This window comes from Pseudomonas sp. TE9122 (genome assembly GCF_056278925.1).
In genome coordinates, this window is sequence record NZ_JBWBQI010000001.1 from 2,101,662 (window position 1) to 2,127,062 (window position 25,401).

At 62.4% G+C, this 25,401-nt stretch carries 20 protein-coding genes and 2 pseudogenes; 16 read left to right on the top strand and 6 right to left on the bottom strand.

Features of this window, described 5'->3' with window-relative positions; genetic code table 11:
* The 16 genes and pseudogenes from ACZ9BE_RS09575 (at nt 1) to ACZ9BE_RS09650 (ending at nt 20,704) form a co-directional block, all read left to right on the top strand.
* The gene (locus ACZ9BE_RS09575; RefSeq protein WP_476249306.1) at nt 1-966 is read left to right on the top strand and encodes a Gfo/Idh/MocA family protein; all 966 of its coding nucleotides are present in this window, start codon (nt 1-3) and stop codon (nt 964-966) included.
* 216 nt (nt 967-1,182) lie between these two features.
* Nucleotides 1,183-1,935: a GntR family transcriptional regulator gene (locus ACZ9BE_RS09580; RefSeq protein ID WP_236169017.1), complete on the top strand. Its 753-nt coding sequence runs from the start codon at nt 1,183-1,185 to the stop codon at nt 1,933-1,935.
* Nucleotides 1,932-3,662 (top strand): fumarate reductase/succinate dehydrogenase flavoprotein subunit, encoded by a 1,731-nt coding sequence (locus ACZ9BE_RS09585; RefSeq protein WP_476249307.1) that lies wholly within the window; start codon nt 1,932-1,934, stop codon nt 3,660-3,662. The genes ACZ9BE_RS09580 and ACZ9BE_RS09585 overlap by 4 nt, the downstream gene beginning before the upstream one ends.
* A 27-nt stretch (nt 3,663-3,689) precedes the next feature.
* On the top strand, nt 3,690-3,935 hold the full coding sequence (locus ACZ9BE_RS09590; RefSeq protein ID WP_003225615.1) for a 4Fe-4S dicluster domain-containing protein: 246 nt from the start codon (nt 3,690-3,692) through the stop codon (nt 3,933-3,935).
* A gap of 232 nt (nt 3,936-4,167) precedes the next feature.
* Nucleotides 4,168-5,571 carry an ABC transporter substrate-binding protein gene (locus tag ACZ9BE_RS09595; protein ID WP_476249308.1) on the top strand — a complete coding sequence of 468 codons (1,404 nt, stop codon included), beginning with the start codon at nt 4,168-4,170 and terminating at the stop codon, nt 5,569-5,571.
* Nucleotides 5,572-5,786: 215 nt separating this feature from the next.
* Entirely contained in the window at nt 5,787-6,566 is a 780-nt protein-coding gene (locus ACZ9BE_RS09600; RefSeq protein ID WP_024012709.1) for an ABC transporter permease, read from the top strand.
* Entirely contained in the window at nt 6,566-7,414 is an 849-nt protein-coding gene (locus tag ACZ9BE_RS09605; protein WP_476249309.1) for an ABC transporter ATP-binding protein, read from the top strand. Before ACZ9BE_RS09600 ends, ACZ9BE_RS09605 begins: the two co-directional genes overlap by 1 nt.
* Nucleotides 7,411-8,373 carry a HEAT repeat domain-containing protein gene (locus tag ACZ9BE_RS09610; protein ID WP_095179718.1) on the top strand — a complete coding sequence of 321 codons (963 nt, stop codon included), beginning with the start codon at nt 7,411-7,413 and terminating at the stop codon, nt 8,371-8,373. Before ACZ9BE_RS09605 ends, ACZ9BE_RS09610 begins: the two co-directional genes overlap by 4 nt.
* The gene (locus ACZ9BE_RS09615; RefSeq protein ID WP_476249310.1) at nt 8,370-8,648 is read left to right on the top strand and encodes a DUF971 domain-containing protein; all 279 of its coding nucleotides are present in this window, start codon (nt 8,370-8,372) and stop codon (nt 8,646-8,648) included. Before ACZ9BE_RS09610 ends, ACZ9BE_RS09615 begins: the two co-directional genes overlap by 4 nt.
* A gap of 197 nt (nt 8,649-8,845) precedes the next feature.
* Nucleotides 8,846-9,463 carry a transcriptional repressor LexA gene (lexA, locus tag ACZ9BE_RS09620; RefSeq protein WP_476249311.1) on the top strand — a complete coding sequence of 206 codons (618 nt, stop codon included), beginning with the start codon at nt 8,846-8,848 and terminating at the stop codon, nt 9,461-9,463.
* Nucleotides 9,463-10,080 (top strand): translesion DNA synthesis-associated protein ImuA, encoded by a 618-nt coding sequence (gene imuA, locus ACZ9BE_RS09625; protein WP_041478676.1) that lies wholly within the window; start codon nt 9,463-9,465, stop codon nt 10,078-10,080. The genes lexA and imuA overlap by 1 nt, the downstream gene beginning before the upstream one ends.
* Before the next feature lie 5 nt (nt 10,081-10,085).
* Complete coding sequence (locus ACZ9BE_RS09630; protein ID WP_476249312.1) at nt 10,086-11,501, top strand: Y-family DNA polymerase; 1,416 nt, start codon at nt 10,086-10,088, stop codon at nt 11,499-11,501.
* Nucleotides 11,498-14,577: pseudogene (locus ACZ9BE_RS09635) on the top strand (error-prone DNA polymerase). Before ACZ9BE_RS09630 ends, ACZ9BE_RS09635 begins: the two are co-directional and overlap by 4 nt.
* Nucleotides 14,578-15,095: 518 nt before the next feature.
* Nucleotides 15,096-15,785 (top strand): GntR family transcriptional regulator, encoded by a 690-nt coding sequence (locus ACZ9BE_RS09640; RefSeq protein WP_076563214.1) that lies wholly within the window; start codon nt 15,096-15,098, stop codon nt 15,783-15,785.
* Between the two features lie 135 nt (nt 15,786-15,920).
* A complete protein-coding gene (locus ACZ9BE_RS09645; RefSeq protein ID WP_095179722.1) occupies nt 15,921-18,032 on the top strand; it encodes a PAS domain-containing hybrid sensor histidine kinase/response regulator in 2,112 nt (703 codons plus the stop codon).
* Nucleotides 18,033-18,070: 38 nt separating this feature from the next.
* On the top strand, nt 18,071-20,704 hold the full coding sequence (locus tag ACZ9BE_RS09650; protein WP_476249313.1) for an excinuclease ABC subunit UvrA: 2,634 nt from the start codon (nt 18,071-18,073) through the stop codon (nt 20,702-20,704).
* Nucleotides 20,705-20,826: 122 nt separating this feature from the next.
* On the opposite strand, the gene ACZ9BE_RS09655 is transcribed toward ACZ9BE_RS09650, so the two are convergent.
* The 6 genes and pseudogenes from ACZ9BE_RS09655 to ACZ9BE_RS09680 all read right to left on the bottom strand — a co-directional run bounded on the left by ACZ9BE_RS09655 (nt 20,827) and on the right by ACZ9BE_RS09680 (nt 25,401).
* Entirely contained in the window at nt 20,827-21,573 is a 747-nt protein-coding gene (locus ACZ9BE_RS09655) for a response regulator (RefSeq protein ID WP_409037442.1), read from the bottom strand.
* 165 nt (nt 21,574-21,738) lie between these two features.
* Nucleotides 21,739-22,770 (bottom strand): annotated as a pseudogene (locus ACZ9BE_RS09660) (ATP-binding response regulator); the annotation flags it as partial.
* The gene (locus ACZ9BE_RS09665; RefSeq protein ID WP_041478682.1) at nt 22,760-23,635 is read right to left on the bottom strand and encodes a sensor histidine kinase; all 876 of its coding nucleotides are present in this window, start codon (nt 23,633-23,635) and stop codon (nt 22,760-22,762) included. The gene ACZ9BE_RS09665 and the pseudogene ACZ9BE_RS09660, both read right to left, overlap by 11 nt.
* Complete coding sequence (locus ACZ9BE_RS09670; protein WP_476250133.1) at nt 23,628-24,641, bottom strand: ATP-binding protein; 1,014 nt, start codon at nt 24,639-24,641, stop codon at nt 23,628-23,630. Before ACZ9BE_RS09670 ends, ACZ9BE_RS09665 begins: the two co-directional genes overlap by 8 nt.
* Nucleotides 24,638-25,042 (bottom strand): anti-sigma regulatory factor, encoded by a 405-nt coding sequence (locus tag ACZ9BE_RS09675; protein WP_016774465.1) that lies wholly within the window; start codon nt 25,040-25,042, stop codon nt 24,638-24,640. The genes ACZ9BE_RS09670 and ACZ9BE_RS09675 overlap by 4 nt, the downstream gene beginning before the upstream one ends.
* On the bottom strand, nt 25,039-25,401 hold the full coding sequence (locus ACZ9BE_RS09680) for an STAS domain-containing protein (RefSeq protein WP_056785183.1): 363 nt from the start codon (nt 25,399-25,401) through the stop codon (nt 25,039-25,041). Before ACZ9BE_RS09680 ends, ACZ9BE_RS09675 begins: the two co-directional genes overlap by 4 nt.

Here is a 25,401-nt window from a genome sequence, read left to right on the forward strand (position 1 = left end):
ATGAACGTGGTGCGCTGGGGCATGATCGGTTGCGGTAGCGTCGCTGAACGCAAGAGCGGGCCGGCCTTTTACAAGGCGCCCGGTTCGGCGCTGATTGCGGTAATGGGCCGTCGCCTCGAAGCGGTGACCGACTACGCTGCGCGCCACGGCATTAGTCGCGTCTACACCGATGTCGATGCGCTGATCAACGATCCCGAGGTGGACGCGGTGTACATCGCCACGCCGCCCGACAGCCACCATGCCTACAGCCTGAAAGTCGCCGCCGCCGGCAAGCATTGCTGCGTGGAAAAGCCCATGGCGCTCAACGCCGGGCAAAGCCGCGAGATGCAGCAAGCGTTTGTCGCTGCCGGTCTGCACTTGTTCGTCTCGTATTACCGCCGCTCGCTACCGCGCTTTGCCCAAGTGCGGCATTGGCTGGAGGAGGGCCGCATCGGTGATGTCCGGCATATGAGCTGGACGCTGACCAAAGCGCCGTCGCCGGCTGATCTTGAGGGTCGCGATAATTGGCGCACCGACCCTGCGGTGGCTGGCGGCGGCTACTTTGCCGACCTGGCCAGCCATGGCCTGGACCTGTTCCAGTATCTGCTTGGCGACATCGTTGAGGTCGCCGGTTTCACCGCGCGTCAGGCGGGTCTGTACGCCGCCGAAGATGCGGTCAGCGCCACGTGGCGGTTCGCTTCCGGAGCGCTGGGCATGGGCTGCTGGAACTTTGTTGCGGATCGCCGTGAGGATCGCGTCGAGATTATCGGCAGCAAAGGGCGGATCGGGTTTTCGGTGTTTGACGAGCATCCGGTGCAGCTGTTTGCCGATGAGCAGATCAGCCTGGAAATCGCCCACCATGAGCATATCCAGTGGCATCACGTGCTGGGGATGAATGCGCATATTCGGGGTGATTCACAGCATCCCGCCGCGGCCGAGCAAGCCGTCAAGACCGACTGGGTGATGGACCGGATACTCAAACGCTGAATAGCTTACGATCCCCTGTGGGAGCGAGCCTGCTCGCGAAAGCATTCTGTCAGTCAGTATCTTGGGTGACTGACACACCGCTTTCGCGAGCAGGCTCGCTCCCACAGGTTTTGCCGGCGCAACACGCATCTAAGGTTATGCCCAAACAATATTTCTCAACCTCGGCATCACATCTCTAAGATCACGTCATAACTCGTTATGACAAGTGATCCCGTGATGACCGATAACGTTCTCTCCCTCAGTAGCGTTCCGCTGCACACCCAACTGCGCGACGTCCTGCGTGCGCGGATTCTCGACGGTGAATACCCGCAAGACAGTCAGATGCCTTCCGAAAGCGAGCTGGGTGCGCTGTTCAAAGTCAGCCGCATCACCGTGCGCCAGGCCTTGGGCGATCTGCAGAAAGAAGGGCTGATCTTCAAAATCCATGGCAAGGGCACCTTCGTCGCCAAGCCGAAAACCTTTCAGAACGTCAGCAGCCTGCAAGGCCTCGCCGAGTCGATGACCGGGCGCGGTTATGAAGTGATCAACCGCCTGCGCAGTTTCAAATTCATTCCGGCCGACAAGCGTGTGGCCGAGCGGCTGCAGGTCGCCGAAGGTGAGATCGTCGCGCAGATCAAACGCGTGCGCCTGATCAACCGCGAGCCGATCTCGCTGGAAATTACCTACCTGCCCAAAGCCGTCGGCGAACGGCTGGAGAAGGCTGATCTGGTCACTCGCGACATCTTTCTGATTCTGGAAAACGACTGCGGCATCGCCCTCGGCCACGCCGATCTGGCCATCGATGCGGTGCTGGCCGACAGCGACCTGACCCAGGCACTCAGCGTCGAAGCGGGCTCGCCGATCATGCGCATCGAGCGCCTGACCCACGATGCCCACGGCCAGCCGCTGGACTTCGAACACCTTTATTACCGTGGCGATGCGTTCCAGTACCGCCTGCGGATCGACCGGCAAAAAGGGGAGCAGGCATGACCCGCAACGTTCTAGAACAGGAATACGACATCGTCGTGATTGGCGGCGGTACGGCCGGGCCGATGGCGGCGATCAAGGCCAAAGAGAAGAACCGCGATTTGCGCGTTTTGCTGGTCGACAAGGCCAACGTCAAGCGCAGCGGCGCGATCAGCATGGGCATGGACGGCCTGAACAACGCGATCATCCCCGGCCACTCGACGCCAGAGCAGTACACCAAGGAAATCACCATCGCCAACGACGGCATCGTCAATCAGACGACGGTCTACGCCTATGCGACGCACAGTTTTGAAACCATCGAACAACTCGACCGCTGGGGCGTGAAGTTCGAGAAAGACGAGACCGGTGACTACGCGGTAAAAAAGGTCCACCACATGGGCGCCTATGTGCTGCCGATGCCGGAAGGGCACGACATCAAGAAAGTCCTGTATCGGCAGTTGAAACGTGCGCGGGTGAGCATCACCAATCGCCTGGTCTGCACGCGTTTGTTGACCGACGAGGAGGGCGCGGTCAACGGTGTGATGGGCTTCGATTGCCGCACCGCCGACTTCCATGTGATCAAGGCCAAAGCAGTGATTCTCGCCTGCGGCGCGGCCGGACGCCTGGGTCTGCCATCGTCTGGCTACTTGATGGGCACCTACGAGAACCCGACCAATGCGGGCGACGGCTACGCGATGGCCTATCACGCCGGCGCCGAACTGGCCAATCTCGAGTGCTTTCAGATCAACCCGTTGATCAAGGACTACAACGGCCCGGCCTGCGCCTACGTCACCGGCCCGCTGGGGGGCTACACCGCCAACAACAAGGGCGAACGCTTCATCGAGTGCGACTACTGGAGCGGGCAGATGATGTGGGAGTTCCATCAGGAACTGGAGAGCGGCAACGGTCCGGTGTTCCTCAAACTCGATCACCTGGCCGAGGAAACCATCCAGAACATCGAGGAAATCCTGCACAGCAATGAGCGCCCGAGCCGTGGCCAGTTCCACGCCAACCGTGGCACCGACTACCGCACGCAGATGGTTGAAATGCACATTTCGGAAATCGGCTTTTGCAGCGGCCACTCGGCGTCCGGCGTGTGGGTCAACGAGCGTGCCGAGACTTCAGTGAAAGGCTTGTATTCGGCCGGCGACATGGCTGCGGTGCCGCACAATTACATGCTTGGCGCGTTCACTTACGGCTGGTTCGCCGGGCACAACGCGGCGGAGTTTGTCGCCGGCCGCGAGTTTTCCGCACTGGACAGCGAGCAGATCGCCAAGGAAAAAGCCCGGGTCTACGCGCCGCTCGACCGCGAACACGGCCTGCCACCGGCGCAGGTGGAATACAAGCTGCGCCGCTTCGTCAACGACTACCTGCAACCGCCGAAAGTGACCAAGAAGATGCAGATCGGCCTGCAGCGTTTCAGCGACATCGAACGCGATCTTGAGCAGATGAAGGCCAGCAATGCTCACGAACTGATGCGAGCGATGGAAACCAGCGTGATCCGCGATTGCGCCGAAATGGCCGCCCGCGCTTCGTTGTTCCGCGCCGAAAGCCGCTGGGGCTTGTACCACTATCGCGTCGATCACCCGCAACGCAACGACGCCGAGTGGTTCTGCCATTGCCATCTGAAGAAGGGCGAGGACGGGCGCATGACCAGTTTCAAGAAAGCCGTCGAGCCTTACATCATCCCGCTCGATGCCGAAGAAATGCAGGCCTACGACCGCCTGCGGGTCGGCGCGTTCGCCGCTTGATGCATCACTAGAAAGAGAGTCCGAACCATGGCTTATCAAGCTCAGGAAATCTTCTTCCGCTCCAACGCCCCGGTCACCGTGGACGAGGACAAATGCATCGCCGAAAAGGGCTGCACCGTGTGCGTCGACGTCTGCCCGATGGACCTGCTGGCGATCAACCCGGCCACGCAAAAGGCCTACATGGCGTTCGATGAATGCTGGTACTGCATGCCGTGCGAGAAGGATTGCCCGACGGGGGCGGTGAAGGTCGACATCCCCTATTTGTTGCGTTGACCCCACATCCATTGTGGGAGCGAGCCTGCTCGCGAAAGCAATCGTTCATTCAACAATGATGGTGACTGACCCGCCGCCTTCGCGAGCAGGCTCGCTCCCACGTTGCAATTGTGATTATCCAATAGCCATCCGGTGAACCCCGGACGCTGAATGCAAAACACCCCTCGTTTCCCACCGCGCCCCGATCGCGGCGGAGACGAACCTCAAACAAATGATTCGAGGGGAAACACTCATGTTGCGTGCAGCACTTGCCGGTCTGGTACTGGCTTCATTCACCTTGTCGGCCTCGGCCGAAACCATCCGCATCGCCATCGGCACTCAGGACACCACCATCAACTGCGCCGCCGGTGGCCTGTTGATCCGTGAACTCGGTCTGCTGGAAAAATACCTGCCCCACGATGGCGCCTACAAAGACGCGAAGTACGACGTGCAGTGGAAGAATTTCACCAGTGGCGCGCCGCTGACCAACGAGATGGTCGCCGGCAAACTCGACTTTGGCGCCATGGCCGATTTCCCCGGTGCGTTCAATGGTGTGGCGTTCGAAACGGCGGGCAAGCACAGCCTGTTCATCAGCGTGCTGTCGGGCAGCATCAAGGGCAGCGGCAACGGCATCGTTGTGCCGAGCGCTTCGTCGGTGCAGAGCCTGAGCGAACTCAAGGGCAAGACCATTTCGGTGCCATTCGCCTCGACGGCTCACGGCATGTTGCTGCGCGCCGTGGCAGAGCAGGGCTGGGACCCGCTCAAGGATGTCAACATCATCGCCCAGCCACCGGAAGTCGCCGGCTCGGCATTGCAGGCCGGGAAGATCGACGCCCACGCCGATTTCGTGCCGTTCGCCGAGCTGTTCCCGAGCCGTGGTTTCGCCCGCAAGATCTATGACGGCGCCCAGGCCAACGCGCCGACTTTCCATGGCGCACTGGTGGATCAGGCCTACGCCAGGAAGTACCCGGAAATCGTCGTCGCCTATTTGCGCGCGAGCATCGAAGCCAACCAACTGCTCGCCGCCGAACCCGAGAAGTACAGCGAACTGATCGCCAAGGTCACCGGGGTCGATGCCGAGGTCAACTACCTGTTCCACGGCCCGCTCGGCGTACAGACCCGCGACCTGAGCTGGAAACCTGAATATCGCCAGGCCGTCGGTACCGCCATCGATACCCTGAAGCTGCTGAAGAAAGCCGATCGCGGGCTCGACCTGAACAGCTTCATCGACGACCAGTACATCCGCGCCGCGTTCAACGCCTCAAATCTCGATTACACCTCGCAACTGGCCAACTACGCGCAGACGCCATTGCCGGGTGTGGATGCGGCGACGGGCAAAGCCATCACCGATGTCAGCCATGTCGCGGAGATCTGGGTGCGTGGCGAGGAAAAAGTCCGCCGTTATGGCTCGGCTGAAGCGGCGTTCACCGCGATGGCGGGGTTGAAGCAGGAGGGCAAGAACATTCGTGCGGTTTATGCGCAGGCCAGTGACAGCGGGATCAAGTTGCTCGCTGAACAGGCGTGGTTTGCCAGCGATGCCAAGGGCCGCCTCAGCGCATTTTTGCTCAAGGGCCAGGCCCAGCAATACGCTGCGGCGCAGGGTGGCAAGGTGTTCGACTTTAGCGATGCCACTGCGCAGGTTGTTGCTGCGCGCTGAAGATCAAAAGCCCCTCACCCTAACCCTCTCCCGGAGGGAGAGGGGACTGACCGAGTTGTTGGTGAGAGATACGCCGACGTGAAGTACCGAGTCGAACTCAGGTCGTGAAAGGCACGCAAATCGGCTCCCTTTCCCCCTCGCCCCCCTGGGGGAGAGGGCTGGGGTGAGGGAGTAAATCTCGGCCATCACACAGAACCCGAACTGGAAACCGGACTATGAAAACACCGTTGCGCTGGACATCAAGAGCCGCCTCACTACTGCTCTGCCTGCTCTTCTGGCAACTCGCCGCCAGCCATCACTGGAACCTCGGCCTGGTCACCTTTGCCAACGTGCCGACGCCACTGGCGGTGATCGAAGCCGCACTGGGCCTGGGCGACTCGGGCAAACTCTGGCAGCACCTGAGCAGCAGCCTCGGCCGGGTCTTCGCCGGTTACGTGGCGGCGTTGATCATCGGCATCGCCCTGGGCCTGGCCATCGGCCGGTCGAAATGGGCTGAAGACATTTTGCTGCCACCGCTGGAAGTCCTGCGCCCGATCCCCGCCGTGGCGTGGATTCCGCTGGCGATCCTGATGTTTCCGTCCTCGGAGTTGTCGATGGTTTTCATCACCTTCACCGGCGCGCTGTTCCCGATCCTGCTCAATACCGTGCACGGCGTCGAAGGCGTTGATCCACGTCTGATTGCCTCGGCAAAGAGCCTCGGGGCCGGGCGTCGGGCGATTCTGCTGGAAGTAATCCTGCCGGGCGCTGCGCCGAGCATCATCACTGGCCTGGCGATCGGCATGGGCACGTCGTGGTTCTGTCTGGTGACGGCAGAAATGATCTCCGGGCAGTTCGGCATCGGTTACTACACCTGGGAGTCCTACACCATTCAGAACTACGCCGACATTGTCGTCGGCATGCTCCTGATCGGCGTGTTGGGCATGGGCAGCAGTTGGCTGATCAAACGCCTGGGCGGCTTGTTCACGCCTTGGCATCGACCGCGAGGCAAAGCCTGATGAGCGTGATGCAAACCCCGGAAGGGCGGATCGACATTCGCCAGTTGTCCATCGTCCTCGGCCAGGGCCGCGAAGCCTTCGAAGCGGTGCAGGGCCTCGATTGCCAGATTGAACCCGGGCAGTTCGTGTGCATTCTCGGCCCGTCCGGTTGCGGCAAGTCGACCTTACTCGGCGCCCTGGCCGGACACTTGAATGCCAGTACCGGCAGCTTGAAAGTCGACGGCAGCGCGGTGACCGGCCCGTCGCCGCAGCGCGGCATGGTGTTTCAGCACCACACGCTGTTCCCGTGGCGCACGGTGCGCGACAACGTCGCCTTCGGCCTGAAGATGCGCGGCGTCGGCAAGGCTGAGCGGCATCGAGCCGCTGACGACATTCTCAAACTGGTCGGCCTCGAAGGCTTCGCCGAGCGCTGGCCCGATCAGCTCTCTGGGGGCATGCAGCAACGGGTAGAAATCGCCCGGGTGCTGGTCAATCGCCCGCGACTGTTGCTGATGGACGAACCGTTCGGCGCGCTGGATGCGCTGACCCGTCTGAACATGCAGGAACTGCTGCTGGACATCTGGACGCGCATCCGCACCACGGTGGTTTTCGTCACCCACGACATTGACGAGGCGCTGTTTCTCGCCGACCGCTTGCTGGTAATGAGCGCGCGACCGGGGCGAATCATCGAAGACTTGCCTCTGGACTTTCCGCGTCCGCGCACCAGCGAACTGGTCACCAGCCCGGAATTCGCTCGCCTCAAGCGCCACTGCCTCGACCTGCTGCGCCACGACAACGACCGACCGCTGCCGCGCCTCAATCCGCTCGGCCTGCCTCCTGAAAACCCTTTGCCGCGATTTGCCTTATGACCTCTATTTTTGCTGTGACCGACAATGATGACATCCGCGCCCTGCAACCGCGCCTGACGGCGGAAGATCCCGGCGTGCGGCGCATTGCCCTGATCGATCTGGCCGATCTCGAAGAACCGGATGGCTTGCTCTGGCTGGTTGATCGACTTCGTCAGGATCCTGCCGAGGATGTTCGCGCTGAAGCTGCGCGATTGCTTGAAGCGTGGGAGGACGATGCGGTCGTGCAAGCCTTGTGCGAAGCGCTGACGGATCCGTCGCCCGCTGTGCAATCGGCAGCGGCGCAAAGCCTGAGCCTGCTCAAGACTGCAGCGGCGGGGCGCGTGATTCTGCCGTGGACCGAACATGCCGATGTGAGTGTGCGCATCGCCGCATTTCGGGCGTTGCGAGAATTGCGCTTTGCCGAGGCCGCGCCGGCTGCTGTCGCGGCATTGGAAGATGCCGATGCTCATGTTCGGCGCGAAGCGGTTGGCGTGCTCGGCTGGCTCAAACAGCTCGACGCGCTGCCAGCTCTGGCGCAACTGGCCAGCGACGACCCGGACACCGAAGTGCGCCGCGCCGCGACAGGTGCGCTGGGTCTGGCCAGTGGCGCCGAAGTATTGCCGGCGTTGCGCCAGGCTTTGCACGACCCCGCCTGGCAAGTGCGCGAAGAAGCCGCGACGACACTGGGCAAGGTTGGCCACAGCGACGCCGGCCCGACCTTGGTCGAAGCGCTGAGCGATGACTATTGGCAAGTGCGCCTGCGCGCCGCTCGCAGCCTCGGGCGTCTGCGTTTCGTCCCGGCGCTGGACGCGCTGATCGACACCCTCGGCCACCGCATCAGCAACCTGCGCAAGGAGGCCGCGCTGGCGCTTGGAGAGTTGAACGATCGCGGCGCCGTGGCCGCGTTGCAGGCAGCGCAGGACGACGGCGACCCGGAAGTGCGCAAAGCCGTGCGCATCGCGTTGAGTCAGCTGCAATGACTCCGCTGTCGGTGGGCAACTCGCAGAGTGAGCGCACGTTACGCCTGAGCTGGCCGGACGGGCGCGAATCGCTGCTCAAGCATGCCGATCTGCGCCGGCAATGCCCGTGCTCGCAATGCCGCGCATTTCGCCTGTGCGGCGTCACGCCGCTGGTCGATGAGCGCGTGCGCCTGATCGAACTCAACCCGCAGGGGTATGGTGTGCAACTGGTGTTCAGCGACGGGCATCAACGCGGGATTTATCCGTGGGAGTACCTGGCGCAACTGAATTCCTGAATTTTCCTGGCCCCCTGTGGGAGCGAGCCTGCTCGCGAAGGCGTCGGCACATTCACATCATCGTCGCCTGACACTACGCTTTCGCGAGCAGGCTCGCTCCCACAGGGACTGTGTTCACAGATTGATCCGATTGCAGCTCCCTGCGTCGGCATGCGCCGACTGGCGGTTCTTGTCAGGTAATTCCCACAGGAGTACAAATGTACTCCATGACCAATCTGACTCCCCGCCGTACCGCCATTCTGACCTTTATCCGCGATCGCATCGCCGAGCACGGTCAGCCCCCAAGCCTCGCTGAAATCAGCGAGGCTTTTGGTTTTGCCTCGCGCAGCGTGGCGCGCAAGCATGTGCTGGCGCTCACCGAAGCCGGTTTCATCGAGGTCAACCCGCATCAGGCCCGGGGCATTCGTTTGCTCTGTCAGCCGGCGCGTCCGGAGCTGCTGGAGATCCCCGTACTCGGTCGTGTGGCCGCCGGCGCGCCGATTGGCGCCGATGCCGATATCCATAACCGTTTGCTGCTCGACCCGGCGCTGTTCTCCCGCACCCCGGATTACATGCTGCGGGTGCAGGGCGACTCGATGATCGAAGACGGCATTCTCGATGGCGATCTGGTCGGTGTGCGGCGCAATCCCGAGGCGCTGAACGGCCAGATCGTCGTTGCGCGTCTGGACGGTGAAGTCACCATCAAACGCTTCGAACGGGTCGGGGATGAAGTGCGCCTGCTGCCGCGCAACCCGGCGTACAAGCCGATTGTCGTGCGTGATGATCAGGATCTGGCCATTGAAGGCGTGTTCTGTGGTCTGGTCAGGCAAGGCTGATGGGCGCCGTCGTTGCGTTGGATACGCTGTTCAATGGCGGCCAGGTCTGGCGCGGCAGGCCTGCGCCACCGGCGGCGAGTCCGCAGCCGACCGGGCATGCGGGACTGGACGCAGCTCTGCCCAGCGGCGGCTGGCCGGAAGCGGCGCTGAGCGAAATCCTTCTCGCCGGCCCTGGTGTCGGCGAGCTGCAACTGGTCTGGCCAACCCTGGCGCGATTGTCCGCGGCCGGTGAGCGCATCGTGCTGGTGGCGCCGCCGTTCGTGCCGTACCCGCAGGCCTGGGCCAATGCCGGGGTCGATTTGCGCCAGTTGTCGGTGATTCAGGCCAGCGAACGCGATGCCTTGTGGGCGGCGGAGCAGTGTCTGCGCTCGGGCAGTTGCGGCGCGGTGCTGTGCTGGCCGAACAAGGCCGACGACCGGGCTTTGCGGCGTTTGCAGGTAGCGGCGGAAACCGGCCAGACCCTTGCCTTTGCCTGGCGCCCGTTGAGCGAGGCGGTCAACCCGTCACCGGCAGCGTTGCGCATAGCCATCGATGCCAAACCGGCGCAACTCCGCGTACTCAAATGCCGTGGCGGGCTGGCGCGTGCGGCGCCGATTGCCTTTGCCGTGGGGCACTGATCGTCATGCGCTGGGTATGTATTCTCTTTCCGCAACTGGCCCTCGACGCTGTGCTGCGTCAGCGGCCCGACCCTGAAGAGCCGCTGGTGCTGCTCAGCGGTCCGGCCCAACGCCGAGTGCTGCAAGCGGTAAATCCGGCGGGGCGCAAACTCGGCCTGCGCCCCGGCATGTCGATGACCGCCGCGCAAGCCATGAGCAAAGGCTTTGCCACCGCCGATTACGAGGTGGCCGAGGTCGAGCACTGGCAGCAGTTTCTCGCCGCGTGGGCCTATCGCTTCAGCGCGCAGGTCAGCGTGCATTACCCGCGTACCGTGGTGTTCGAGATCGAATCGAGCCTCGGACTGTTCGGTACCTGGCCGCAATTTGAAGCTCGCCTGCGCCAGGAATTGAAAGATCTGGGCTTTCGCCATCGCATCGTCGCCGCGCCGAACCCGGTGGCGGCACGAGTGCTGGCCAATGCCTACGATGGCCTGGTGGTACCGGACAGCGAAGCCTTGCAGCATCATCTCGGGCAATTGCCGGTTGATCGTGTGGGGCTGGAGCCGAATGTCGCCACGGCGTTGTCGCGCATGGGCCTGCGCAATCTCAGTCAGGTGCAAAGCCTGCCACGCCAGGCACTGGCCCGGCGTTTCGAAGCGCAGATGCTCAAGCACCTCGATACGCTGTTCGGCGCACGCCCGCTGGCGCTGGCGTTCTATCTGCCGCCAGACCGTTTCGATATCCGCATCGAACTGAATTTCGACGTGCAATCCCATCAGGCATTGCTGTTCCCGTTACGGCGCTTGACCGGCGACCTGTCGGCGTTCCTCTGTGGGCGCGACAGTGGCGTGCAGCGTTTTGATCTGCATCTGGAACACGCAGGGCTGCCGGACACGGTGATCAAGGTCGGCCTGCTCAGTGCCGAGCGTGACGCGGCGATGCTGTTTGAACTGGCCCGTGGCCGGCTGGAGCAAGTCCAGGTCGAGGCGCCGGTGCGTGGTTTTCGCTTGCGCGCCGAAGACCTGCCGAGTTTCGTTCCGCAGTATCAGGAACTGTTCGACGACCGCCCGCAGCAGACCTTGCCCTGGGAGCAATTGCGCGAACGTCTGCGCGCACGGCTGGGTGATGACGCGGTGCAGGGCTTGCGCTTTCAGGCCGATCATCGCCCCGAGTGCGCGTGGCAGAATGGCGTCGACAAACAGCCTTGCACAGGTTTGCCCAGCGTGCAGCGCCCGGGCTGGCTGCTCAACGAACCGCAGAGCGTGCCGGAAGGTTCGGCGCGGATTCTCATGGGGCCGGAGCGCATCGAATCCGGTTGGTGGGACGGTGGCGACGTGCGGCGTGATTACTACCTGATCCAGAACCGCGCCGGTCAGCAGGGCTGGGCCTGGCGCGCTGTGGGTGAGGGCGGCCCGCTGTGGCTGCAAGGCTGGTTCGCATGAGTGCCGATTACGCCGAACTGCATTGCCTGTCGAATTTCAGTTTCCAGCGCGGTGCCTCCAGCGCGCTGGAGCTGTTTCAGCGGGCGAAAAAGCACGGCTATCATGCGCTGGCGATCACCGACGAGTGCACCCTCGCCGGGATCGTTCGTGCATGGCAAGCGGCGAAGTCCGTGGAGTTGCCGCTGATCATCGGCAGCGAGGTGCGCATCGACAACGGCCCGAAACTGGTACTGCTGGTGGAAAACCTTGCTGGTTATCAGGCCCTGTGCGGCTTGATCACCCAGGCCCGGCGGCGTACGCAGAAAGGCCAGTATCAGCTGCTGCGCGAAGACTTCGCCGAAGCACTGCCGGGTTTGCTGGTGTTGTGGGTGCCGGATTCAGTGGATGACCGGGAAGAAGGGCGCTGGCTGAAACAAACCTTCGGCGACCGCCTGTGGCTCACGGTGCAACTGCATCGCGGGCAGAACGATCAGCAGCGGCTCGCGGCATTGTTGGCTCTGGCGGCTGAGCTGCGGATTCCAGCCGTGGCCAGCGGCGATGTGCACATGCATGCCCGGGGGCGCCGTGCCTTGCAGGACACCATGACCGCGATCCGTCATCACGTCCCCGTGGCCGAAGCGGGTTTGCGCCTGCATCCCAATGGCGAGCGGCATTTGCGTTGCCTCGATGAGCTGCGCGCACTGTATCCGCCGGACTTGCTCGAAGCGTCGCTAAAACTGGCCAGACGCTGCACCTTCGATCTGAGCGAGCTGCGCTATCAATATCCGAAAGAGCTGGTGCCCGAGGGCCACAATGCCAGTTCCTGGTTGCGTCATCTGACCGAGGAGGGCATTGCCTGGCGCTGGCCTAAAGGGCCTCAGGCCAAGGTGCTCAAGCAGATCGATGACGAGCTGCAACTGATCGCTGAACTCGGCTACGAAAGCTACTTCCTCACCGTGCACGATGTGGTGCGCTTTGCCCGCACGCAGAACATCCTCTGTCAGGGCCGTGGTTCGGCCGCCAACTCGGCGGTGTGTTTTGCCCTGGGCATCACCGAGATCGATCCGGATCGCACTACGCTGCTGTTCGAACGCTTCATGTCCAAAGAGCGCAACGAGCCGCCGGACATCGATGTCGATTTCGAGCACGAGCGCCGCGAGGAAGTCCTGCAATACGTGTTCAACCGTTATGGCCGGCGGCGTGCGGCGCTGACCGCGGTGGTCAGCACCTATCACGCCACCGGTGCCGTGCGCGATGTGGCCAAGGCCCTCGGCCTGCCACCGGATCAGATCAACGCGCTGGCCGATTGCTGCGGGCGCTGGAGCGATGAAACGCCGCCGCTGGAACGTTTGCGTGAAGGCGGCTTCGACCCGGACAGTCCGGTGCTGCGTCGGGTACTGAGCCTGACCGGGCAACTGATCGGCTTCCCCAGGCACCTGTCGCAGCATCCCGGTGGTTTCGTGATTTCCGAGCAACCGCTGGACACCTTGGTGCCGGTAGAAAACGCGGCAATGGCCGACCGCACCATCATCCAATGGGACAAGGACGACCTCGATGCGGTCGGCCTGCTCAAGGTGGATATTCTCGCCTTGGGTATGCTCAGTGCGATTCGCCGCTGCTTCGATCTGCTGCGCCGGCATCGTGATCTGAACCTGACACTCGCGACGATTCCACCTGAAGACAAACCGACCTACGAAATGATCAGTCGCGCCGATACCGTCGGCGTGTTCCAGATCGAGTCGCGGGCGCAGATGTCGATGCTGCCGCGCCTGAAGCCAAAGACTTTCTACGATCTGGTCATCGAAGTGGCGATTGTCCGTCCCGGGCCGATTCAGGGCGGGATGGTTCATCCGTATCTGCGCCGACGTAACAAGGAAGAGGCGGAAACCTATCCGTCGCCAGCGCTCAAAGTCGTGCTGGAAAGAACCCTGGGCGTGCCGCTGTTTCAGGAGCAGGTCATGCAGATCGCCATCGTCGCTGCCGACTATAGCCCCGGCGAGGCCGATCAGTTGCGCCGCTCGATGGCAGCTTGGAAACGCCATGGCGGACTGGAGCCGCACAAGGAGCGCCTCGCCGCCGGCATGAGAAAGAACGGCTACACACCGGAATTCGCCGCGCAGATCTTCGAGCAGATCAAAGGCTTCGGCAGTTATGGCTTCCCCGAATCCCACGCCGCCAGTTTCGCCTTGCTGACCTACGCCAGTTGCTGGCTGAAATGCCACGAGCCGGCGGCGTTCGCCTGTGCATTGATCAACAGTTGGCCGATGGGCTTTTACAGTCCGGATCAGATTCTGCAGGACGCGCGGCGGCACCAATTGCAGATCCGTCCGGTGGACGTGTGCGCGCCAGTGACTGGGATTGCAGCCTCGAGCCGCTGAGTGCCGGGCAACCGGCGATTCGCATGGGCCTGCGCATGATCAAGGGATTTCGCGAAGAGGACGCACGGCGCATCGAAGCCGCGCGCCGACACGGGGCGTTTGCCGATGTCGCTGACCTGGGTGAGCGCGCCGCCCTCGACAGTCGTGCGCAGGCCTTGCTGGCAGACTCCGGCGCCTTGCGCGGTCTGGCCGGGCATCGTCATCGTGCGCGTTGGGAAGTAGCCGGGGTGCAGAAACAACTCGGCCTGTTCGCCGGCCTGCCCAACGAAGAGGAAGTCAAAATCGTCCTGCCCAAACCCAGCGTTGGCGAAGACCTGCATGCTGATTACTCGACCGTGGGGACGACGCTGGGGCCGCATCCACTGGCGTTGTTGCGTGGCGAGTTGCAGGCCCGGCGTTGCCGCAGCTCGCGGGAATTGATGGATATCGAACATGGCCGGCCGGTCAGCGTGGCCGGTCTGGTCACCGGCCGACAGCGCCCCGGTACGGCCAGCGGCGTGACGTTCGTGACCCTGGAAGACGAGTTCGGCAACGTCAACGTGGTGGTCTGGCGTGACCTGGCCGAGCGGCAGCGCCAAGTGCTGGTGGGGTCGCAATTGCTCAAGGTCGACGGCCGCTGGGAACGCGAAGGCGATGTGCGCCACCTGATCGCCGGGCGCATGAGCGACCTTAGCCCGCTGCTCAACGGCATTCACGTGCAGAGCCGGGATTTCCACTGACCTTTGTGGGAACGAGCCTGCTCGCGAAAGCGCAGTCTGAGGCAATGACGATGTTGACTGTGCCGCCGCCTTCGCGAGCAGGCTCGCTCCCACAGGGAATTTGGTTGCGATGAAGATGGTGGATTTACCCCGTATGAGTGTGGGAACGAGCCTGCTCGCGAAAGCGCAGTCTGAGGCAATGACGATGTTGACTGTGCCGCCGCCTTCGCGAGCAAGCTCACTCCCACAGGGAATTTGGTTGCGATGAAGATGGTGGATTTACCCCGTATCAGTGTGGGAGCGAGCCTGCTCGCGAAAGCGGACTGTCAGGCAATGACGATGTCGAACGTGCCTCCGCCTTCGCGAGCAGGCTCGCTCCCACAGGTTTTGGCTGTTTATCCAAAATCGAGATAAATCAAAAGGCTGCACCTTTGGGCCGAAGGCAGATATTCTGCGCTTCACACCGGTACGGGAACCCGATCAATCTCCATGGCCAGCCACTGCCAGGATGAATTGCCCGACGCCAAAGGAGTGTTCGAATGAGCGAAAAGAAACTGGAAACCACGGTCGATCGCGTCTACCAAGGGGTTTACGCGGCGATCAGCAAGCGTTCGTTGCGCCCGGGCATGAAGCTGGGTGAGGCCTCGCTGGCCGAGTTGTTCAATGTCAGCCGCACGTCGGTGCGTGCTGCGCTCAAGCAGTTGGAAGCCGATGGTCTGGTCACCACTGAGCCCAACAAAGGTGCATCGGTGTCGCTGCCCAGTGACGCAGAGCTGCGTTCGCTGTTCGAAACCCGGCGGCTGATCGAAATCGGCATCGTCACCGAACTTTGCCGGCGCAAAGACACCGTTGCGATGCAGGATCTGCGTGAGCACTTGTTGCTGGAGGATGCCGCCCATGCGGCCGGCGACCATGAACGGCTGATCCATCTCCTCGGCGAATTCCACCTCAAACTGGCGCGCAGCCTGAACAATCCGGTGCTGCTCGACTGGTTCCAGAAGCTGATCTCGCGCGCTTCGCTGTATGCCGCCGCGCTCGATGACGACAGTCACCAGGCCTGCCGCGACGATGAACACCTGCGTTTGCTCGAATACATCGAGGCCGGTAATCAGAGCGCCGCGATCGAGCTGACCTGCACGCACCTCAACGGAATCGAGAAGGCGATTCTCGACGTTGCTGCAAAAATGAAAACCGGCTATCACCCACTCAAACACTTGATTGGCGTCTGAATGGCCCTGTGTCGCAAATCGGCTATACCTCCAATGAAACCAATGCGTTTTCAGGGCCTCGAAACACACGGGCGTCGCGTCGTTGTAGCGTTGCGATAGATCGGAAAACCGCAAAAAAGGACACTGAGTCAGGCGATGCAGTTTTTATCCGAAAGCCACGGCTGTGAGGGCTGGAAAGGCGAAATGGCCGGACGCATCCGTGCGTTCGACTGGAGCCTCACCGAACTGGGTCCGCTCGCCGACTGGCCGGCCAGCCTGTGTAACACCGTGCAGCTGATGCTGGCTTCGCCGCTGCCGATGGTGATGCTCTGGGGCCATGCCGGCTACATGATCTACAACGACGCCTACTCCGAATTCGCCGGTGGCCGCCATCCCTATCTGCTTGGCGTGCCGGTAGAGCTGGGCTGGCCGGAAGTCGCCGAATTCAACCGCCACGTCGTTGACACTTGCCTGGCCGGCGGCACCTTGTCCTATCGCAACAAAGAGCTGGTATTGCTGCGCGACGGCGTGCCCGAAGACGTCTGGATGGACTTGTATTACAGCCCGGTGGCCAACGACGAAGGCGTGCCCGGCGGCGTCATGGCGATGGTGGTCGAGACCACCGAGCTGGTGCATTCCGAGCGTCTGCGCCAGGCGGCGGAAGATGCGTACCGCGCCGACAACGAGCGCGTGCGTCTGGCGCTGAATGCCGGCGCACTGCTGGGCTCGTTTGTCTGGGACATCAAGAACAATCGCTTCTCTGCTGACGAACGTTTCGCCCGCACCTTTTCCTACCCGCCGGATCAGGACCTGAGCGATCTGCAACAAGACATCGCCGAATCGCGCATCCATCCCGAAGATCATCGGTGGGTGCAGGAGCGAGTTGCCCATAGCGTGCGCACTGGCGAGCCGTACAACGCTGAATACCGCGTGCAGCGGGCCGACGGCCAGTACCTGTGGGTGTTGGCCAGTGGTGCCTGCGAGTTCGATGAGCAAGGCAAGCCGTTTCGCTTTCCCGGTGTGCTGATCGACATCCATGAGCGCAAAAACGCCGAAGAATCACTGCTCAAATTCACCCGTAATCTCGAACAGCGCGTGGCCGCCGAAGTGAATGCGCGGCTGGCAGCCGAGGAACAACTTCGCCAATCGCAGAAGCTCGAAGCCATCGGCGGCCTGACCGGTGGCGTTGCCCACGACTTCAACAATCTGCTGCAAGTCATCGCTGGCAACCTGCATCTGCTCGCCCGGCATGAGCCCAACAATGCCAACGTACAACGCCGGGTCGTGGCTTCGCTGGCGGCGGTCGAACGCGGTGCCAAACTGTCTTCGCAACTGCTGGCCTTTGCCCGGCGGCAACCGCTGTCACCGGCCGTGTGCAATCCAGAGCAAATTTTCGAAGGCGTGGGCGAATTACTCCAACGTGCATTGGGCGAAACCATTCAGATCGACGTGCAACTGCCGCCGCAGCCCTGGCACATCAACGTCGATCGCAACCAACTGGAAAACGCGATTCTCAATCTGGCCATCAACGCCCGCGACGCGATGAAAGGCGAGGGCGTTATCGGCCTCAGCGCCGCCAATGTCTGTCTGGACAGCGAATACTGCGTCGGCAAGGGCATCGCGTCCGGTGAGTATGTGCGCGTGGCGGTCACCGACACCGGCGTGGGCATTGCCCCACAAATGCTGGAACAGGTTTTCGAACCGTTTTTCACCACCAAGGCCGACGGCCAGGGCACCGGGCTCGGTTTGAGCATGGTCTTCGGCTTCGTCAAACAGAGTGGCGGCCACGTCGAGATCGACAGCAAGCTCGGCGAAGGCACGCGGGTGCAGTTGTATTTCCCGCGCAGTCTGCGTCCGGTTCGCGAAGAGACCGCCAGTGTCGGCGAGCGTAAGAGCGGCGGCCACGAAACCATTCTGGTGGTGGAAGACAATGACGCGGTGCGCGCTTCGGCGGTCGAGTTGCTGCGCGAAGAAGGCTATCGGGTGATGACCGCCGGCAATGGCGACGTGGCCATGCAGATGCTGCTGGAAGGCATCGAGATCGATCTGATCTTCACCGACGTGGTCATGCCCGGCCTGATCAAGAGTTCCGATCTAGCTGCCTGGGCCAAGGTGCAGACGCCGCCAGTGCCGGTGCTGTTCACTTCCGGGCATACCCGCGACATCATTTCCCGCGACCACCAGCTCAGCCCCGATACGCATCTGCTCGGCAAACCCTACAGCCCGCAAGCCTTACTGCAGATGATTTGCGAAGTGCTCGGCACCTGATGCCGAGCGCTGCCCAGTTTTTCAATCAAGGCAGGCCGATGATTTCCAAGCGCAATTCCAAAGCACCCGCCGGCATGGTTCGTGTGCGCGGCGCACGCGAACATAACCTGAAGAACGTTGATGTCGATATTCCGCGCGATGCGCTGGTGGTGTTCACCGGTGTCTCCGGTTCGGGCAAGTCGTCGCTGGCGTTTTCCACGCTGTATGCCGAGGCCCAGCGGCGGTATTTCGAATCGGTGGCGCCGTACGCGCGGCGGCTGATCGATCAGGTCGGCGTGCCGGATGTCGATTCCATCGAAGGACTGCCGCCCGCCGTCGCTTTGCAACAGCAGCGCGGCACGCCGAGCGCGCGTTCGTCGGTGGGCAGCGTGACGACGTTGTCGAGCCTGATCCGCATGCTCTATTCCCGCGCCGGCAGTTACCCGCCGGGGCAGTCAATGCTGTATGCCGAGGATTTTTCACCGAACACGCCGCAGGGCGCCTGTCCGGAGTGTCATGGACTTGGTCGCGTCTATGAAGTCACCGAAGCGCTGATGGTGCCGGACCCGAACCTGACCATCCGCCAGCGTGCAGTGGCGTCCTGGCCGTTGGCCTGGCAAGGGCAGAACCTGCGCGACATCCTCGTGACCATGGGCATTGATGTCGATATTCCCTGGAAGAAACTGCCGAAAAAGCAGCGCGACTGGATTCTCTTCACTGAAGAGACGCCGACGGTGCCGGTGTACGCCGGGCTGACCCCGGAAGAAACCCGCGTCGCGCTCAAGCGCAAGATGGAACCGAGTTATCAGGGCACCTTCACCGGCGCCCGGCGCTATATCCTGCACACCTTCACTCACTCGCAAAGTGCGCTGATGAAGAAGCGTGTTTCACAGTTCATGCGCGGTAGCCCGTGCCCATTGTGCGAGGGCAAACGGCTCAAGCGCGAGGCGTTGTCGGTGACCTTTGCCGGCTACGACATTGGCGAGTTGTCGCAGATGCCGTTGCTGCAAGTGGCCGAAGTGCTGCGGCCTGTAGCGGCGGCGAATTATCTGGAACAGGCCGAGGAGAGCGGCGACACCCTCAGCCATGCGCAAACCCGCGAGGCGCGTCAGCAGCGGGTCGCCCATGGGGCCAGCGGTCACGCCAGCGCGCCGGACGTGCGCCATACGCCGAACCTGTCGCTGGAAAAGCGTCTGGCGGCGCAGCGCATCGCTGAGGATTTGCTGGAGCGGGTCAGCACCCTGACCGATCTCGGCCTGGGTTATCTGGCGCTGGAACGCAGTACGCCGACCTTGTCGTCGGGCGAGTTGCAGCGTTTGCGCCTGGCCACGCAATTGGGTTCGCAGCTGTTCGGGGTGATTTATGTCCTGGACGAGCCGTCTGCCGGTCTGCATCCGGCGGATGGCGAGGCGTTGTTCGAGGCATTGCAGCGCTTGAAGGCCGACGGCAACACGCTGTTTGTGGTCGAACACGATGTCGAAACCATGCGCCGTGCCGACTGGCTGATTGACGTCGGCCCGGCGGCGGGCGAAAAGGGCGGGCGCGTGCTGTACAGCGGTCCGCCTGCGGGACTTGCTGATATTGCAGATTCGCAGACCCGCGCCTATCTGTTTGCCGAACAACAACGCCCTGAGCGCGCCGCGCGCAAGCCGAGCGGCTGGCTGAAGCTCGACGGCGTGACGCGCAATAACCTGAATAATCTTAGCGCCGAATTCCCTTTGGGCTGTTTCACCTCGGTGACCGGCGTATCGGGATCTGGCAAATCGAGTCTGGTCAGTCAGGCCTTGCTCGAACTGGTCGGCGCGCAGTTGGGCCGTCCGGTGGCCGAGGCCGAGTCAGAAGAGCCGAGCCTGGAAGATGACACTCCGCCGCCCAGCACCGGGCAGATCAGCGCCGGCCTGGAGTCGATCAAACGGCTGGTGCAGGTTGATCAGAAACCCATCGGACGCACGCCGCGCTCCAATCTGGCGACTTACACCGGGTTGTTCGACAACGTGCGCAAGCTGTTTGCCGCGACACCTGAGGCACAAGCGGCGGGCTATGATGCCGGGCAGTTTTCTTTCAACGTCGCCAAGGGCCGTTGCGCCACGTGTGAGGGCGAAGGTTTTGTCAGTGTGGAATTGCTGTTCATGCCCAGCGTGTATGCGCCGTGCCCAACTTGCCACGGAGCGCGATATAACCCGCAGACATTGGCGATTCTCTGGCAGGGCTTGAGCATCGCCCAAGTCCTGCAACTGACAGTCGATGAAGCGGTAGCGGTGTTTGCCGAGCAGGCGGGGATTCGTCGTTCGCTGGAAGTGCTGCGCGATATCGGCCTGGGTTATCTGCGCCTGGGACAACCGGCCACGGAGCTCTCCGGTGGTGAGGCGCAGCGAATCAAACTGGCGACCGAGTTGCAGCGCAGCCAGCGTGGCGCGACCTTGTATGTACTGGATGAGCCGACCACGGGATTGCACCCGAGAGATGTCGATCGCTTGCTGGAACAGCTCGATACGCTGGTGACAGCGGGGCACACGGTGATCGTCGTCGAACACGAAATGCGCGTCGTCGCGCAGAGCGACTGGGTGATCGACATCGGCCCCGGGGCCGGCGATCAGGGCGGCAGGATCGTCGCCGCCGGCACACCACAGAAAGTCGCCGCGAGCAAGAAGAGCAAGACCGCGCCGTTTCTTGCCCGTGCTTTAAGCCGATAACTGCAGCGCCTTGCTGGCCGCCATCGCTGGCAAGCCAGCTCCCACAGAAATTCAAGTTGTTGCCGAAAATCTGCGCACACTGATGCCCCTGTGGGAGCTGGCTTGCCAGCGATGGCGCCAGTTCAGGCGCCATCCAGCGTGCGGCGGACCTTGTCGAGCAGTTCGCTGATCTGGAACGGTTTGACCAGCATGTCCATGCCTGTACCGAGGAAGACCTGGCGGTTGAGCGCGGTTTCGGCGTAGCCGGTCATGAACAGGATCGGCAGCCCTTCGTGCCAGCCACGGGCAACATCCGCCAACTCCCGCCCGCTCATGCGCGGCAGGCCGACGTCGGTCAGCAGCAGGTCGATCGACGGGTCATTCTGCAAGCGCTCCAGCGCCGATTCGATATCCGCCGCTTGCGTGCAGCGATAGCCGGCATCCTCCAGCACTTCGGTGACGAACAAGCGCACCGTGGCCATGTCCTCGACGATCAGCACATGCTCACCACTGCCTTTCGCGTCAGGCACGGGCACAGGCGCATCGGCCCCGGTCGGGTCGTTGGTGCCGGGCAGCATGATGGTCACTTCGGTGCCACGTCGGGCGACGCTGCGAATGTGCGCGTCACCGCCGGACTGACGGGCAAAACCGTAGATCGTCGACAGACCGAGCCCGGTGCCCTGGCCCAAAGGCTTGGTGGTGAAAAACGGTTCGAACACCTTGTCGATCACGTTGTGTTCAATGCCGGTGCCGTCGTCGCGTACCGACAGCGCCACGTACGCGCCATCGGCCAGATTCGGATCGCCATGGGAATAAGCGGCGTAAGTATTGACCCAGATATTGCCGCCCGAGGGCAGGGCATCACGGGCGTTGATCACCAGATTGAGCACCGCGCTTTCCAGCTGCACCGGGTCGACCAGCGCAATCGCCGGTTTGTTGGTCAGTTCCAGCTTGAGGGTGATGCGCTCGCCGATGGTGCGCACCAGCAATTCTTCCAGCGAGCGGACATGCTCGTTGATGTCCACCGGCCGTGTATCGAGCGGCTGCTGGCGGGCAAATGCCAGCAGACGATGGGTCAATGAGGCCGCGCTCATGGCTGAGTTCAGCGCTGCTTCGGTATAGAACTGCACCTTGTCCAGACGCTCATCGGCCACGCGTTTCTGGATCAGTTCCAGGCTGGTGATGATCCCGGTCAGCAGGTTGTTGAAGTCGTGGGCGATACCGCCGGTGAGCTTGCCCAGCGCATCCATTTTCTGCACTTGCAGCAATTGCGCTTCGGCGTGCACGCGCTCGGCGACTTCCTTGGCCAGCTGCGTGGTGGTGTCATCCAGCCGCGCCAGATGCGAGCGCTCGCGATGGCGGTGTTCGGTGACGTCCTCGACGAACACCAGACTCAGTTCCGGGGTGCGATACGGCGAAATCTGCCATTGCGTCTCGCGAATCTCGCCCTGCACACGCATGTTCAGCGTGCCTTTCCAGCGCTCGCCGTCGACCAGACGCAGACGCAGTTCATCGAGGATCGAGCATTGATCTTCGGCAAAGCATTCACGCAGCGCCTGCGCGTCGCGGTTATCGACGATCAGTTGGGCAAAGGCGTGGTTGCATTCATGCACTTTCAGATTGGCATCGAGCACGGCGATCGGTGCCGAGACGTTGGCAAAAATCTCGCGGAAACGCGCCTCGCTTTCGCGCAGGGCATTTTCCGTGTCGCGCACCCGCAGCAGGGTACGCAGGGTCGCCAAGAGCACATCGGGGTCGACCGGGTGAATCAGATAAGCATCGGCACCCGCGTTGAGACCAGTGATGATATCGCCGGTCTGGATCGACGCCGCTGACACATGAATCACTGGCAGCAGCGCGGTGCGCGGGTCGGCGCGCAGCAGGCGGACGATGTCGAAACCGCTCATGTCCGGCAGGTTGACGTCGAGGATCAACGCATCGAGGGCTTCGCTCTCGATCAGGGCCAGGCCGTCGCTGCCGGTGCCGGCTTCGAGCACCGTGTAGCCATGGCGCTCCAGGCGCCGGCGCAGGGCGTAACGGGTGGCGACGTTGTCATCGACGATCAACAGGCGGATGTCACGATTCATCGACGTTCTCCAGAGCGATCGCCAGCGGGATGATGACAAAGAACGTCGAGCCGACGCCCGGCGTACTGTCTACCCCGACTTCACCGCCGAGCAGGGCGGCGAAACGCTTGCACAGTGACAGACCCAGACCGGTGCCGCGCAGACGTTTCTGCAATGGCGAATCGACTTGGGAGAAGTCTTCGAACAGCGTGTCATGCAGTTCGGCCGCGATGCCGATGCCGGTGTCGCTGACGGCAAAGCGCACTTTGTCTTCACCTTCCATTCGCGCCGATACCCGCACTTCGCCACGGGTGGTGAATTTCAGTGAGTTGGAAATGAAGTTGCGCAGGATCTGCCCGAGCTTCTTGTCATCGGTATACAGGCGCGGCAGGCCCAGTGGCTCTTCGAAGATCAGATCCACCGCCGAGGCGTCGACGATTGGCCGGAACATCCCGCGCAGGGCGGAGAACAGGTCGAACATGTCGAACCAGGCCGGGGAAATGCTGATGCGCCCGGCTTCGATCTTCGCCAGATCGAGCAGGTCATCAACCATGTCGCTGAGCTCGCGGGCAGCGGTGCTGACGAAGGCTACCTGCTTGTGCTGTTCAGGGCTGAGCGGACCGTCGAGTTCGTCAGCGAGCAGACTGTTGATGCTCAGTATCGAGCCCAGCGGCGTGCGGAATTCATGGCTCATGTACGACAGGAAACGGCTCTTGAGATCCGATGCCTGACGCAGTTCTTCGGCCTGATTGTCTAGCTCGGCGTACAGCGCCAGAACACCCTGGTTGGTTTCATCGAGTTCTTCGCGCAGGGCAGTGGTTTCGCGCTGCAACTGAGCGATGAGCGCCGCCTGTTCGGCGTGGCTCAAGTGAGTCGATTCAGCCATGGGCGGCCTCCAGAGCCACGACCAGCACCGTCACGTCATCGCGACCACGGCAAAAGTCGCGGTGCAGGACGCTGGCTATCACGGCAGGATGGCGATGCACCAGGCCGGGGTAGTCTGCAAGATTCCAACGGGACTGTAGGCCGTCGCTGTACATGATCAATAAATGTCCGTTCACGTGAGCATAGTCAAAGGGTTTGGCTTTACGGTACTGGCCGCCAACGATACCGGGGTGTGAGGCCAGGCCGCGGGATTTGCCAGGCTCCAGCAGACTGGCGCCGATGTTACCGACACCGGCGAACGTCAGGCCGTCGCGCTGGCTGTCAAACTGCGCGAACGCCACGGCGCCACCGCGCGTGCCGAGCATTTCCTGATGCAGGTCTTCCATCAATACCACAGGATCGGCAAACGGTGCCCGGACGAATGCCTGCGCCCCGGCCAGGCCTGCGCGCTCGGCGTCTTCGCCATGACCGAGGCCATCGACCACCAGCGCGCTGATCCGCGAGCCTTCATACGCCAGATGCCAGACATCGCCGCAGGCTGGATCGGCATGCAGCGAATGCTGGCTGACGCCGAAGCGGATATCGGCCTGACGATCGCTGCGCGGAAAAATTCGCGCCAGCATCACCGCGCCACGGTGGTCGGCGTAGACATCGAAGACACTGGTCTGCCGCGATACGGCGCCGAGGCCGATGCCTTGTGTGCCGCCAGTGGAAAAGCCATCCGCCAGACAGGCATCCAGATCAAAGCCCTGCGCCCGATCCACGGTCTGCATTTCGATGCCGAAGCCGTTATCCGGCCGAGCCAGTACACGCAGGTGAAATTCACCACGCTGGGCATGCTTGAGCACGTTGCTCGCCAGTTCGGTCGCGACCAGCGCCACGCGGCCGGCATCGTTTTCGTCGAAGCCATGCTGCTCGGCGAGTTTCTGCGCGGTGCGCCGCGCGTGGCCGATCTGGCTGCTGTCCTCGATCGGCAGAACCTGGGTCAACGACCCGGTGATATTCATGTCCATCGTGTGATCGTAATGCGCGTGCCTTTGCCGGGCTCAGTGTCGAGTTCGAATTCATTGACCAGGCGCTTGGCGCCAGTCAGGCCAAGGCCCAACCCGCTGCCGGAGGTCCAGCCGTCGGTCATCGCCAGTTTGATGTCGGGGATGCCAGGGCCTTCGTCGCGGAAGGTGATGCGCAAACCGACCCGGCCGTTTTCCTCGAGAATCTGCCAGTCCATGTCGCCGCCGCCGCCGTAGACCATGGTGTTACGCGCCAGCTCACTGACAGCGGTCACCAGTTTGGTCAGGTCGATCAGGCGCATGCCACATTCGGTGGCGAGTTTGCGCGTGGTCTGGCGGGCCAGCACTACGTCCTGTTCAATGAGAATGGGTTGCGTACCGCTACTGCGCACGGTCATTGTGCAAGTACTCGTTCCCGCAGCAGTTTCATCCCGCGTTCGACGTTCAGGGCGGTGCTCACGTCTGGCAAAGTCATGCCCAGCTCAACGAGCGTGATCGCCACTGCCGGCTGCATGCCGACCAGCACGGTTTTGGCGTCCATGATTTTCGACAGCCCGGAAATGTCGCCGATCATGCGCCCGATGAACGAATCGACCATATCCAGCGCCGTGATGTCGATCAGCACGCCCCGGGCGGATGTCCGGCTGATGCGCTCGGACAGATCGTCCTGCAGGGTCAGGGCGAGTTGGTCATGCATGTCGACCTGAATGGTCACCAGCAAGATATCGCCCATTTGAAGAATCGGAATACGTTCCAT